The sequence below is a fragment of the Pseudomonas sp. NPDC087697 genome (assembly GCF_044743155.1).
Classification (GTDB): Bacteria; Pseudomonadota; Gammaproteobacteria; order Pseudomonadales; family Pseudomonadaceae; genus Aquipseudomonas.
Genome location: NZ_JBIUVW010000024.1, coordinates 69,400 through 82,131 on the forward strand (window position 1 = coordinate 69,400; position 12,732 = coordinate 82,131).

Genomic DNA, 12,732 nt, shown 5'->3' on the forward strand with positions numbered 1-12,732 from the left:
GACAGAAAAAAGCCGGACATTGGGCAAGCCATCTTCGCTTAAGTTCTTTTGTGTGACAAAAAATGTACAAAAGCTCGCTAAATTAAAACAGGACTCGTTGCCGTTTATAGCGCAAAGATGTTCTTGGCACGCATCGGCCCTATAATGCGCGCCGGTTTTTAGGGTAGTGGTCATGAGTACAGAAGATCCGCGGTTTGCTGGCATCGCCCGTTTGTATGGTATCGAAGGCCTTGCGCGTTTGCGCGCAGCCCATGTGGCGATTGTTGGCGTCGGTGGCGTCGGTTCCTGGGCGGCGGAAGCCATGGCCCGTTGCGGCGTAGGCGAAATCTCGCTGTTCGACCTCGATGATGTGTGCGTCAGCAACGTCAATCGTCAGTTGCATGCACTGGACAGCACCGTCGGCAAGCCCAAGGTCGAAGTGATGGCCGAACGCCTGCGCGGGATCAACCCGGAATGCACCGTGCACGCAGTGGCGGATTTCGTCACACGCGAGACCATGGCCGAGTACATCACGCCAAACATCGACTGCGTGATCGACTGCATCGACAGCGTCAACGCCAAGGCTGCGCTGATCGCCTGGTGCAAGCGTCGCAAGATCCAGATCATCACCACTGGCGGTGCGGGCGGGCAGATCGATCCGACGCTGATCCAGGTCTGTGACCTGAACCGCACCTTCAATGACCCGCTGGCCTCCAAAGTTCGCTCCACGCTGCGTCGCGATTATGGTTTCTCACGCACCGTGACCCGTCACTACAGCGTGCCGTGCGTGTTCTCCACCGAGCAACTGCGCTATCCGAAACCCGATGGCAGCATTTGCTTGCAGAAAAGCTTTGTCGGCGATGGCGTGAAACTCGACTGCGCCGGTGGTTTCGGCGCGGTGATGATGGTGACCGCGACGTTTGGCATGGTCGCCGCGACCAAGGCTGTGGATAAGATTGTCGCCGGCATGCGGCGCCCGGCGGATCGGGTCAAACCTCAGGTTTGATTGGTGTGGCTGATGGCCTTATCGCGAGCAGGCTCGCTCCCACATTGGAATGCGTTTTCCTGTGGGAGCGAGCTTGCTCGCGATGGCGGTTAACCTGCCAACTCATTCATTCGCTGTAACACGGCATTGAGGCCATTGCTGCGCGACGGCGACAGTTGTCGACTCAGGCCCAGTTGATCAAACCAGTCCGGCAAATCAACCTGCTGCAGTTCTTCAGCGGATAACCCGTTGACCCGCGCCAGCAGCAACGTCACCAACCCACGAATCAATCGTGCATCGCTGTTGGCGTTGAACTGCCAATGGCCATCGTGCAACGCGCCCACCAACCACACCTGACTTTCGCAGCCGTGCACACGGTTGGCGTCGGTTTTATCTGCGTCACTCAAGGCGGGAAGCCGTTCACCCCACTGCATCAGCAGGCGGGCGCGTTGTTCCCAGCCAGCGGCGGCCTGAAAGGTTTCCAGTGCAGCAACGGCGTCGGCCGGCAGGTTCATCGCAACAACTCCAGCGCCTGATCCAGCGCTTCAAAGAACCGTTCCAGATCCTCGGAATTGTTGTACAGCGCCAACGAAACCCGAATCGCTCCCGCCAGTTCGAAGCTTTTCAGCAACGGCATTGCGCAGTGATGACCGGCGCGCACGGCGATCCCTTGTTCGGTCAGCAAATGCGCCAGATCCGAGTTATGCACACCCTCGACGACAAAACTGGCCAGCGCCAGTTGTGGCTTGCCCAGCAGGCGAATGCCATTGCGAGCCTGCAAGCCCTTCAACAGGTAATCATGCAGCGCAGCTTCGTGGGCGCACACGGCGTCCTGATCCAGTCCTGCCAGATAGTCGAGGGTCGCCCCCAGGCCAATCACGCTGGCAATCGGTGGCGTGCCGGCTTCAAAGCCCAGCGGGGCCGGGCGGAAACGCGCGTCGTGGTAGTTGGCGTCCAGCACCATCTCGCCGCCGAACTGCCATGGGCATAACTGCTGCAAGGCCTCATTGCGGCCATACAACACGCCGAGGCCATCCGGGCCATAGAGCTTGTGGCTGGAAAAAACGTAGAAGTCGCAGCCCAGAGCCTGCACGTCATGGCGGCCATGGACCACACCTTGAGCGCCGTCGACCACGGTCAGGGCGTTCTGTGCCTTGGCCAGTGCCAGCAATGGCGCTAACGGCTGCCAGGCGCCGAGTACGTTGGATAGCTGACTGACCGCCAGTAATCGAGTGCGCGGGCCGATCAACTGAGCGGCGGCGTTGAGATCGATCAGGCCGTCCACATCCAGTGGCAGGATCACCAGTTTCAGCTCGCGACGGTGTGCCAATTGTTGCCACGGCAACAGATTGGCGTGGTGCTCCAGGGCGCTGATGACAATTTCATCGCCCGGATTGAAAAGGTGTTCCAGGCCATAGGCCAGGAGGTTCAGCGCAGAGGTCGCGCCGTGGGTAAAGATTATTTGCCCGCTGCTACCGGCATTCAGCCAGTGCGCGACTTTGTTGCGGCTGTCTTCGAACGCCTGCGTGGCGTGAGCGCCGGGCAGGTGTTGCGCACGATGGACGTTGGCCGCGCCGTTGGCATAGTAGTGCGCCAGTGCGTCGAGCAGGGCTTGGGGTTTCTGGGTGGTGGCGGCGTTGTCCAGATAGGTCTGGTCTTGCCGTTGCAAAGCGGCGATGGCCGGAAAATCGGTGCGCCAGGGAGAAGGAATCATCATGCCATCGGGCCCTGTTAAACATGGGCGGGTGTACGCCTGGCCCTGTAGGAGCAAAGCTTGCTCGCGATGGGGCCCTTCAGGCCGCCAAAAGCATCGCGAGCAAGCTTTGCTCCTACAGAGATCATTTGAGGCTGCTTAGTTGTGAGCGTGCAGCGCTTCGTTCAGTTCGATGGCCGATTTGTGGGTTTTGCATTCCACGGCACCGGTCTCCGAATTGCGGCGGAACAACAGGTCAGGCTGGCCTGCCAGTTCGCGGGCCTTGAGCACTTTGACCAGTTTGTTGTTCTCGTCCAGCAGTGCCACTTTGGTACCAGCGGTCACGTACAGGCCCGACTCAACGGTGTTGCGGTCGCCCAATGGAATGCCGATGCCGGCGTTGGCGCCGATCAGGCAGCCTTCGCCGACCTTGATCACGATATTGCCACCGCCCGACAGGGTGCCCATGGTCGAACAGCCGCCGCCCAGGTCCGAACCCTTGCCGACGAATACGCCCGCAGAGACGCGGCCTTCAATCATGCCCGGGCCTTCGGTGCCGGCGTTGAAGTTGACGAAGCCTTCGTGCATCACGGTGGTGCCTTCGCCGATGTAAGCGCCCAGACGGATTCGCGCGCTGTCAGCGATACGTACGCCAGTCGGCACGACGTAGTCGGTCATTTTCGGGAACTTGTCGACCGAGAACACTTCCATCAGCTCGCCACGCAGACGCGCTTCCAGCTGATGCTCGGCCAGCTCGTTCAGGTCGATTGCACCCTGGCTGGTCCAGGCTACGTTCGGCAGCAACGGGAAGATCCCGGCCAGGTTCAGGCCATGCGGCTTGACCAGTCGATGGGACAGCAGGTGCAGCTTCAGGTAGGCCTCAGGGGTGGAGCTCAGTTGTGCGTCGTCGGCCAGCAGGGTGGCGACCAGCGGCTTGTGGCTTTCGGCCAGACGGGTCAGCAGCGCCGCTTGAGCAGCATCAACACTCTTCAGGGCTTCAGCCAGTTGCGCGGCCTGGGCGGTGCTGAACGCGATCGCCTGATTGCCTTCGGTATAGCCCAGAATCGGGGCAATAGCGGCGACCAGCTCGGCCGATGGCTTGAGAACAGGGGCTGCGTAAAACACTTCCAGCCATGCGCCTTGACGGTTTTGAGTGCCGACACCAAAGGCCAGGCTGAACAGGGTAGTGGACATGTTTATACCTCTAACAAAATTGAACGGGCTGCCTTACTTGAGTGCTGCCGCGTAGATATCTGGCTTGAAGCCAATCAGGGTTCGGTCACCGAGATCGAGCACCGGGCGCTTGATCATCGAAGGTTGTGCGAGCATCAGTTCGATCGCTTTCGTCTGGTCGAGATCGGCTTTACGTTCGTCATCGAGTTTGCGAAAGGTCGTGCCTGCACGGTTGAGCACCACTTGCCAACCGTGCTCGCTGCACCACTGGGTCAGGTGTTCACGGTCGATTCCGGCCGTTTTGTAATCATGGAAATCAAAGCTGACAGCGTTTTCATCGAGCCAGGTGCGAGCCTTTTTCATGGTGTCGCAGGCTTTGATGCCGAAAAGGTGCAACGTTTTGCTTGAAGCGGTCAAGGAATTGCCCCCCTTTGGAGGTGCTGGAAATGAATGGTGACGGATTATGCCATGACCGAGCGGGTTCGGCGTCGGCTGCGACCGGGCTTTGCCACATTGTGCGATAGGTTACCTGGCCAGGTGCGACCTTTGTGCAACGGTTTGGTGGCCTGTGTGGCTAGTTCTGTTAGTCAAATTCGGCGCCAGAAGCCCCTATCCTGCGTTGCTGTTCCTCGCCATAGCGGGCTATGACTCGTCACAGAGCCTTGGCTAGGGACTTCTGGCATCCGACTTTGATCTAACTCACTAGCCGTACAGGCCACTAGTCTAAGCAGCTAATATGGCACTTCGACGGCAACCTGTTGCCAGATGTGTGCCGCTTCGACCGAGAACCCCGCTTTATGCAAACCGCTTATACCGTCCTCATCCTGCTGATGCTGGTCAGTGTCTCGCGCTTGGTCGGCCGGGTGATTGCGCTGCCGTTGCCGTTGGTGCAAATCGGTGCGGGTGCGCTGCTTGCCTGGCCAACGTTGGGCCTGCATGTGGCCCTCGATCCTGAACTGTTCCTCTTTCTGTTCCTGCCACCGCTGCTGTTCTCCGACGGTTGGCGCATGCCCAAGCGCGAGTTCTGGCGGTTGCGCGGGCCGATCCTGACCCTGGCGGTGGGGCTGGTGTTGTTCACCGTGGTCGGTGCCGGGTACTTCATTCATGGGTTGTTGCCGAGCATTCCTTTGCCCGTGGCCTTTGCGCTGGCAGCGGTATTGTCACCGACCGACGCCGTGGCGGTGTCGGCGATTTCCCAGAACCGCTTGCCCAAGCCTTTGATGCACATGCTGCAGGGCGAAGCATTGATGAATGATGCCTCGGGTCTGGTGACCTTCAAGTTTGCATTGGTCGCGGCCATAACCGGGGCGTTCTCCCTGGCCAATGCCAGCCTGACGTTTGTGCTGGTGGCGGTCGGCGGTCTGGCCGTCGGCGTGGCCCTGAGCTGGCTGGTCGGACGTTTGCGCGCATGGATGATCGCTCGCGGCTGGGACGATCCAGCCACCCACGTGGTGTTTATGTTGCTGCTACCGTTCGCCGCTTACGTGTTGGCGGAACGCCTCGGTGCTTCGGGCATTCTCTCCGCTGTGGCAGCGGGGATGATGCAGAGCTGGCTCGATCTGTTGCCACGCCAGACCAGCACGAGACTGCTCAATCGCAGTGTCTGGTCGCTGCTGGAATTTGCTTTCAACGGTTTGATCTTCCTGATGCTGGGGTTGCAACTGCCGGACATCATCAAAGCCGTGGTCAGTCACGAAACTTCGCTGTGGCCGACGCTGCTCTATCGCGTGCTGGATGTGATGGCGATCTTTGCAGTGTTGGTGGTGTTGCGTTTTGTCTGGGTGCAGAGCATCTGGCGTTTGTACGGGTTACTGCGTCGCTGGCGTGGCAAGGGTGATCTGACATTGGTGCCCACCGCGCGATCTTGCTGGTTGCTGACGGTTGGCGGGGTGCGCGGGGCCGTGACGCTGGCGGGTGTCATGTCGGTTCCGCTATTGATGGACGGTGCCGGGTTCCCTGAGCGGGACTTGCTGATCTTCATTGCCGCCGGGGTGATCCTGTTATCGCTGGTAGCGGCGTGTATTGCCTTGCCGCTGTTGCTGCGAGGGGTTGCGAAAAGTCCGGATGAAAAGCGTCAGCACGAAGTTCGCGAGGCCTGGCGTAAAACCGCTGAAGCGGCGATTCATGCGCTGGAGGTCGAAGAACTGGCCGAATCCGCCAATTCCCAGGACGCCGCTCAGGCAGCGTTGGCTGCCGAGCTCAAGGCGCGGATCATGTCCGAGTATCGGCATCAGTTGGAGGTGTTTAACGATTCCGCCGAAGCCCAGGCGTTGGCGTTTCAAATGGACTTGCTGGAACGTCGTTTGCGCCTCAAAGCCCTGCGGGCACAACGTCTGGAGCTGTACAGTCTCAGTCGTCATCACCAGATTGGTGATGACGTGTTGCGAGAGGTGCTGGGGGAGCTTGATCTGAGCGAGGCGAATCTGGGGCAGGTCAAGTAAGCGCTTTATCTCACCCGTCACTTACGGCCAATCATCAAATCATTCAGGGGTAAGCTTTGCGGATTGCCTCAATGTCTTTTGCACTCAGCTCCCAGTTTTCGTTCTGTTCCCAACCCCCGATTGTGCATTCGCTGGAGATTTCGTAATGCATGACCGAGTGGCAGTCGTAACTGCCATAGGTTTTATCTGTAACACGTGGCAGCGGCAGAACATTCAGGTCAACCAGTTCGCGACTCCAGCCGAATTGCTGTTGATGTAATGCATAGGTTTTTGGCAGGTCCCATGGAATTGATGCATCGGGGTGTTGATGCTCATGATCAAGTCCCAGGGCGTGACCAAATTCATGCAGAACAATAAACTCAAACCTGGGTGTCTCCGGGGCGGCATCCACAGTCATGGTTGGATAGGCAGGTGATATGATCAAGGCATCTGTTCCGACCGCAGATTTGCCTCCACCATCGCCAGCGTAGTTGATGTAGATCCGAATATCGCCCTCTTCACCCGAGACAAAGTTGAACTTCAGGTTGATGTACGGTAACCATTTGCTCGCAGCTGTTTTTACCCGTTCGATAGTTTCCTGGTCTTCGTCATACAGGGCGATTTTCAATGTGCGCCCCGGCTCCCAGTATTTTGTATGACTGCCAACGCTCCTCTTGGGGCGTTTGGAGCTGTTGGGTGCGACGTTGTCTGGTCGCTCATTGATGGCTGCTTCATAGGAGGCGATTGGGTCAGTACTATTCGTGATAGTGCAAGGTTTATTGTTCATGCTTATAACGTCCATGTTTTATCGGTTGCGGTAAGTGGCAGTTGTCCTGCCGGCTTGCTTGTGTGTATTCGATTAAAATAAGTTGAATAAAATATTTTTATAATTGATTGAGGGATTGGTTTTAGTTGAGGTGGGGTGGCGAGAGTATCAATATTTAGTGCGGGGTCTGGAAGGGTTTTTGTTGCTGGGGTTGTTACTTTATGTTGACGACGGGTTAGCCCGCACTACATTGCATAGTGCGGGTTTAATTATCGTTTACTTGTGGCGAGTGATAAAGGCGCGAATCCGCTCCGCCGCCTCAACGCACTCAGTCAGCGGCGCAACCAATGCCAGGCGCACACGCCCGGCACCGGGATTGACCCCATCGACTTCACGGGACAGATAAGAGCCCGGGACCACGGTCACATGTTCTTCGACAAACAGATCACGGCAGAACGCGGCATCATCGCCTTCAACGTTCGGCCACAGGTAGAAACCGCCGTCCGGGCGCTGCACATCCATCACCGGGCTGAGGATTTCCAGTACCGCATCGTATTTCTCGCGGTACAGCGCACGGTTGGCGCGTACGTGCACTTCGTCATTCCACGCGGCGACGCTGGCGAGTTGGGTCTGAACCGGCATGGCGCAGCCGTGGTAGGTGCGATAGAGCAGGAAGCCCTTGAGGATTTCTGCATCGCCCGCGACGAAGCCCGAGCGCAGGCCCGGCAGGTTTGAACGCTTGGACAGGCTGTGGAAGACCACGCAGCGCTTGAAGTCCTTGCGACCCAGTTCCACGCAGGCGCTGAGCAGGCCCGGCGGTGGGGTCTGTTCGTCGAAGTACAGCTCGCTGTAGCACTCGTCGGCGGCGATCACGAAGTCGTGTTCGTCGGCCAGGGTGATCAGTTTCTTCAGGGTTTCGACCGGGATCAGCGCGCCAGTCGGATTGCCCGGCGAGCACAGGAACAGGATCTGGCAGCGCTTCCAGATATCGTCCGATACCGCGTCGAAGTCCGGATTGAAGCCGTTTTCATCCAGGCACGGCAGGTAATGCGGTTTAGCGCCGGCGAGGAACGCTGCGCCTTCATAGATCTGGTAGAACGGGTTCGGGCTGACGATCAATGCGTCGTCGCCGCGGTTGACCACGGTCTGAGTGAAGGCGAACAGCGCTTCGCGAGTGCCGTTGACCGGCAGCACGTTGCGCGCCGGGTCGATCCAGCCACTTGGCACGTTGAAGCGACGTTCGCACCAGCCGGCAATCGCTTCGCGCAGTGCGGGAATGCCGAGGGTTGTCGGGTAGACGGCCATCTGATCCAGATTGCTCGCCAGTGCTTCGGCTACAAAGCTTGGCGAACGGTGCTTCGGCTCACCGATGGACAGTGCAATCGGGCGCTTGTCAGGATTTGGCGTGACCGCACCGAGCAGGGCGCGCAATTTCTCGAACGGGTAAGGCTGGAGCTGGTTCAGAGCGTTGTTCATGGGGGCCTCGATCAATGTGGGAGCGGCGGTGCGGCGATCCGACTTGCTCGCGAAGGCGGCGTGACATTCAACATCATCGTCGACTGATACACCGCTTTCGCGAGCAAGCCCGCTCCCACAGGGGGGAAGTTTGTTGATTCAGATGCTGATGCGCGACAGTTCGATAGAGGGTTCGGGGCTGACGCTCAGTTGTTCTACGATCGCATCCTGCAAACGGCTGCACAGCTGTGGGTCGGACAACGGGTGGTTGTTCGCGTCAGTGATGAAGAACACGTCTTCGACTCGCTCGCCGAGGGTGGCAATCTTGGCGTTCTGCAGTGACAGGTCGAATTCGAGAAAGATTGTTCCAATCCGCGCCAGCAGGCCCGGACGGTCAGGGGCGCTGAGTTCCAGCACCGTCACCTGGCGCTGGGCGTCGTTGTGGATCGTCACTTGTGGCGCGAATGCGAAATGCTTGAGCTGGCGCGGCACCCGACGCTGGATGATGGTCGGGTAGTCGTCCGGGTTGCGCAGGGCCTCGGTCAGGCCGTCGCGGATCTGCTTGACCCGCGCCGGGTTGTCGCCGATCGAGTCGCCGTCGGTGTCGAGCACGATGTAGGTGTCGAGGGTGAACTGGCTGGTGGAGGTGATAACCCGTGCGTCGTGAATGTTCAGGTTGAGCTGGTCCATCGCCGCCACGGTCACGGCGAAGAAGTCGTGCTGGTCCGGCGCATAGATGAAGATCTGCGTGCCACCCTCGAACTCGCGTTGGGTGGTTTCCTTGATCAGTACCAGTGGCCCGCCGTCAGCTGGCTGCTGGAGGATTGCATCACTGTGCCAGGCCACATCGCCAGCGGTGTGGCGCAGGAAATAATCATCGCCCAGCTGCGACCAGAGTTGCTCGACGTCGTCCGGGTCGGTACCGCCGCGTACCAGAATGTCCAGGGCGGCACTTTGGGTCTGGCGAATCTGCTCTTCGCGATCGACCGGGTTCTCCAGGCCGCGGCGCAAGGCGCGCTTGGTCTCGGTATAGAGCTGACGCAACAGGCTGGCACGCCAGGAGTTCCACAACGTCGGGTTGGTGGCGTTGATGTCCGAAACGGTCAGCACGTACAGGTAATCGAGGCGGGTTTCGTCACCGACGACCTGCGCGAAGTCGTGGATCACTTGCGGGTCGGACAGGTCCTTGCGCTGCGCGGTAGTCGACATCACCAGGTGGTTCTGTACCAGCCAGACAATCAGCCGGCTGTCCCACACGGGCAGTTGGTGCCGCTGGCAGAACGCTTCGGCATCGACCGCGCCGATGTCCGAGTGATCGCCATGCCGGCCCTTGCCGATGTCGTGATACAGCCCGGCGAGGTAGATCAGCTCGGGCTTTGGCAGCTTGCCCATAAGCTTGCTGGCCAGCGGGAATTTCTCGGACACCTGGGTGTACTGCAACTTACGCAGGTGCTTGATCAGGTTCAGGGTGTGGGCGTCGACCGTATAAATGTGGAACAGGTCGTGCTGCATCTGCCCGACGATAAAACCGAACTCTGGCAGGTAGCGCCCGAGAATGCCGTAACGGTTCATCCGTCGCAGGTTGCGGTGGATACCGATCTTGCATTTGAACAGTTCGATGAACAGGCTGGTGTTGCGAATGTCGTTGCGAAAATCCTCATCGATCAGGTGCCGGTGTTCGCGCAGCAGACGAATGGTGTCAGCCCGTACGCCTTTGATTTCCGGCTGTTGAGCCATCAGCACAAAGATTTCCAGCATGGCAAACGGCGTGCGCCTGAACACGTTGGTGTTGATCGCCTCGATGTAGCCATCATGCAGCTGGAAGCGTGAGTTGATCGGTTGCGGCGGGGCTTCATCTTCCGGCGCGAGGATGACTTCCTCGAAATGCTGGATGATCAGGTCGCTGAGCTGGGCAATGCTCATCACCACCCGGTAGTACTGTTGCATGAAATTTTCGATGGCGTGTTTCGCGTCTTCGCCGTCGAAGCCCAGCAGCCCGGCAATCGAGCGCTGGTGATCGAACAGCAAACGGTCTTCGGCGCGGCCGGCCAGCATGTGCAGGGCGTAGCGGACCTTCCACAAGAACTCCTGGGACGAGGCCAGCAGGGCGTTTTCGCTTTCGACCAGGAAGCCTTCGCCAGCGAGGGCGCGCAGGTTCAGCGTGCCGTATTGGCGGCGCGCCACCCAGAGAATCGTCTGAATATCCCGTAGACCGCCGGGCGAGCCTTTGACGTTGGGTTCCAGGTTGTATTCGGTGTCGTTGTATTTGTGGTGACGCGCTTTTTGTTCGGCGTGTTTGGCCAGGAAGAACTCCTTGGCCGGCCACATGTGTTCGGTGCTGGTGACATCGAGCATGCGCTGACGCAGATGTTCGGGGCCCGCAATGGTGCGGCTTTCCATCAGGTTGGTGATTACCGTCAGGTCCGCGCGGGCTTGTTCGGCACATTCGTCCACCGAGCGCACGCTCTGGCCGACTTCCAGGCCGATGTCCCACAGCAGCGTCAGAAAACGCTCGATGGAATCGCGGAAAACTTCGTGATCGGCGTTGTCCAGCAGGATCAGCAAATCGATGTCGGAGTAGGGGTGCAACTCGCCGCGACCATAGCCGCCGACCGCGACCAGCGCGATGTCAGCGTCTTCACTCCAGTCGAACTGCTCCCAGGCCTTTTGCAGGATGTTGTCGACGAACCAGGCGCGATCCTCGATCAGCCGGCGAATATCCCGCCCGCTGCGAAAGCGCTCGTCGAGCACCTCGCGCGCCTGGCGGATAGCCTTCTTGAAGGCCGCAATCGGGCTTGCCTTCAGGGCCAGTTCAGCCTGGAACTGGCCGCGGTCGAAGAGTTCGGGATCCACCTGCGGCATCGATTGGCTTTCCTTCTATAGGCTGGGTGCGGAGCTTGTCGGATCAGGCCGAAACGCGAGGGATGGTGTCATCGCGGCGCAATGTGAAGATCTCGTAGCCGGTGGCGGTCACCAGCAGCGTGTGTTCCCACTGGGCGGACAATTTGCGGTCCTTGGTGATCGCGGTCCAGCCGTCGCCCAGCACTTTGGTGTCGGCGCGACCCTGGTTGATCATCGGCTCGATGGTGAAGGTCATGCCTTCCTTGAGCTCCATGCCGGTGCCGGCGCGGCCGTAATGCAGGATTTGCGGTTCTTCGTGGAACACCTTGCCGATGCCGTGGCCGCAGAACTCGCGAACCACCGAGAAGCCGTTCTTTTCAGCGTGCTTCTGGATGACTTCGCCGATATCGCCGAGGCGGCAGCCAGGCTTGACCAGTTCGATGGCCTTGTACATGCATTCCTGGGTGACTTGCGACAGGCGCTCGGCCCAGACCGGCACATTGCCGACGTGGAACATGCGGCTGGTGTCGCCGTGATAGCCATCTTTGATCACGGTGACGTCGATGTTCAGCGTGTCGCCATCTTTAAGCGGCTTGTCGTTCGGGATGCCGTGGCAGACCACGTGGTTGATCGAGGTGCAGATCGACTTCGGAAAGCCTTTGTAGTTAAGCGGGGCAGGGATGGCTTTCTGCTCGTTGACGATGTAGTCGTGGCAGATGCGGTCCAGCTCTTCGGTCGTGACGCCGGGTTTGACGTATTCGGCAATCATTTCCAGCACATCGGCGGCAAGTTTGCCGGCGATGCGCATTTTTGCGATGTCCTCTGGGGTTTTGAGGGTGACGGTCATACAGGCTCTCTCTACGCTCAGTGGCGCTTTCTATACGGAATGGGCTCTGCTTGATGCTGCTCGCAGCCCTGAAAAACGCGATTCTAACAGACGATCACGGCAAATCTGCGCCTCTGTGCATCGCTTCTCTCTATAGAATGGCGCATTCTGGGGGGATTCCAAGGGCCGGGACAAAAGTGCTTATCCGGTTTCAAGAATCCGGGTTTCGTTTTCGCCCTCCTTGTGATATAAAATGCGCCGCTTTCCGGGGATACCCTGAAAAGCCTAAATCCACACACGTGTCGACACGATGACCTGGGTGCCTTCAGCTGATGCTGCTGGTTGGTCATTGGGATACGTGGAGGCCAAACCCGACTTATTAAGGAACTATCATGTCCCAAGTCAACATGCGCGATATGCTGAAGGCCGGTGTGCACTTCGGTCACCAAACCCGTTACTGGAACCCGAAAATGGGTAAATACATGTTCGGCGCGCGTAACAAGATCCACATCATCAACCTTGAAAAAACCCTGCCAATGTTCAACGAAGCTCTGACTTTCGTAGAGCGTCTGGCCCAGGGCAAAAACAAGATTC

Annotated in this window: 11 protein-coding genes; 3 read left to right on the forward strand and 8 right to left on the reverse strand. The window is 58.8% G+C overall.

What is annotated here, in order from left to right; all coding sequences use genetic code 11:
• Positions 1-172: 172 nt before the first annotated feature.
• A complete protein-coding gene (tcdA, locus tag ACIPIN_RS17415; protein ID WP_401120488.1) occupies positions 173-985 on the forward strand; it encodes a tRNA cyclic N6-threonylcarbamoyladenosine(37) synthase TcdA in 813 nt (270 codons plus the stop codon).
• Between the two features lie 89 nt (positions 986-1,074).
• Here tcdA and ACIPIN_RS17420 read toward each other — a convergent pair whose 3' ends face one another.
• The 4 genes from ACIPIN_RS17420 to ACIPIN_RS17435 all read right to left on the reverse strand — a co-directional run bounded on the left by ACIPIN_RS17420 (position 1,075) and on the right by ACIPIN_RS17435 (position 4,193).
• Positions 1,075-1,479, reverse strand: coding sequence for a SufE family protein (locus ACIPIN_RS17420; protein ID WP_401120489.1), 405 nt, complete (start codon positions 1,477-1,479; stop codon positions 1,075-1,077).
• Entirely contained in the window at positions 1,476-2,681 is a 1,206-nt protein-coding gene (locus ACIPIN_RS17425) for an aminotransferase class V-fold PLP-dependent enzyme (protein WP_401120490.1), read from the reverse strand. The genes ACIPIN_RS17420 and ACIPIN_RS17425 overlap by 4 nt, the downstream gene beginning before the upstream one ends.
• 135 nt (positions 2,682-2,816) lie before the next feature.
• Complete coding sequence (gene dapD, locus ACIPIN_RS17430) at positions 2,817-3,851, reverse strand: 2,3,4,5-tetrahydropyridine-2,6-dicarboxylate N-succinyltransferase (protein WP_401120491.1); 1,035 nt, start codon at positions 3,849-3,851, stop codon at positions 2,817-2,819.
• Positions 3,852-3,884: 33 nt separating this feature from the next.
• On the reverse strand, positions 3,885-4,193 hold the full coding sequence (locus ACIPIN_RS17435; RefSeq protein WP_401120502.1) for an arsenate reductase: 309 nt from the start codon (positions 4,191-4,193) through the stop codon (positions 3,885-3,887).
• Between the two features lie 434 nt (positions 4,194-4,627).
• On the opposite strand from ACIPIN_RS17435, the gene ACIPIN_RS17440 reads away from it, so the two are divergent.
• Positions 4,628-6,271 carry a Na+/H+ antiporter gene (locus ACIPIN_RS17440; RefSeq protein ID WP_401120493.1) on the forward strand — a complete coding sequence of 548 codons (1,644 nt, stop codon included), beginning with the start codon at positions 4,628-4,630 and terminating at the stop codon, positions 6,269-6,271.
• Positions 6,272-6,314: 43 nt separating this feature from the next.
• On the opposite strand, the gene ACIPIN_RS17445 is transcribed toward ACIPIN_RS17440, so the two are convergent.
• From ACIPIN_RS17445 to map, 4 genes are all read right to left on the reverse strand, one after another.
• The gene (locus ACIPIN_RS17445; protein WP_401120495.1) at positions 6,315-7,037 is read right to left on the reverse strand and encodes a matrixin family metalloprotease; all 723 of its coding nucleotides are present in this window, start codon (positions 7,035-7,037) and stop codon (positions 6,315-6,317) included.
• A gap of 255 nt (positions 7,038-7,292) precedes the next feature.
• Positions 7,293-8,492, reverse strand: coding sequence for a succinyldiaminopimelate transaminase (gene dapC, locus ACIPIN_RS17450; protein ID WP_401120497.1), 1,200 nt, complete (start codon positions 8,490-8,492; stop codon positions 7,293-7,295).
• A 138-nt stretch (positions 8,493-8,630) separates the two neighbouring features.
• Entirely contained in the window at positions 8,631-11,333 is a 2,703-nt protein-coding gene (locus tag ACIPIN_RS17455) for a [protein-PII] uridylyltransferase (RefSeq protein ID WP_401120498.1), read from the reverse strand.
• Positions 11,334-11,376: 43 nt separating this feature from the next.
• Positions 11,377-12,159: a type I methionyl aminopeptidase gene (gene map / locus ACIPIN_RS17460; protein WP_401120499.1), complete on the reverse strand. Its 783-nt coding sequence runs from the start codon at positions 12,157-12,159 to the stop codon at positions 11,377-11,379.
• 371 nt (positions 12,160-12,530) lie between these two features.
• On the opposite strand from map, the gene rpsB reads away from it, so the two are divergent.
• Positions 12,531-12,732: 30S ribosomal protein S2 (rpsB, locus tag ACIPIN_RS17465; RefSeq protein ID WP_401120500.1), on the forward strand; the 202-nt coding region annotated here is incomplete at its 3' end.

Bases quoted from the DNA above. Each gene is read 5' to 3' on its own strand.
- tcdA (WP_401120488.1), top strand. From the start codon at position 173: ATGAGTACAGAAGATCCGCGGTTTGCTGGCATCGCCCGTTTGTATGGT.
- ACIPIN_RS17420 (WP_401120489.1), bottom strand. From the start codon at position 1,479: ATGAACCTGCCGGCCGACGCCGTTGCTGCACTGGAAACCTTTCAGGCC.
- ACIPIN_RS17425 (WP_401120490.1), bottom strand. From the start codon at position 2,681: ATGATGATTCCTTCTCCCTGGCGCACCGATTTTCCGGCCATCGCCGCT.
- dapD (WP_401120491.1), bottom strand. From the start codon at position 3,851: ATGTCCACTACCCTGTTCAGCCTGGCCTTTGGTGTCGGCACTCAAAAC.
- ACIPIN_RS17435 (WP_401120502.1), bottom strand. From the start codon at position 4,193: ATGAAAAAGGCTCGCACCTGGCTCGATGAAAACGCTGTCAGCTTTGAT.
- ACIPIN_RS17440 (WP_401120493.1), top strand. From the start codon at position 4,628: ATGCAAACCGCTTATACCGTCCTCATCCTGCTGATGCTGGTCAGTGTC.
- ACIPIN_RS17445 (WP_401120495.1), bottom strand. From the start codon at position 7,037: ATGAACAATAAACCTTGCACTATCACGAATAGTACTGACCCAATCGCC.
- dapC (WP_401120497.1), bottom strand. From the start codon at position 8,492: ATGAACAACGCTCTGAACCAGCTCCAGCCTTACCCGTTCGAGAAATTG.
- ACIPIN_RS17455 (WP_401120498.1), bottom strand. From the start codon at position 11,333: ATGCCGCAGGTGGATCCCGAACTCTTCGACCGCGGCCAGTTCCAGGCT.
- map (WP_401120499.1), bottom strand. From the start codon at position 12,159: ATGACCGTCACCCTCAAAACCCCAGAGGACATCGCAAAAATGCGCATC.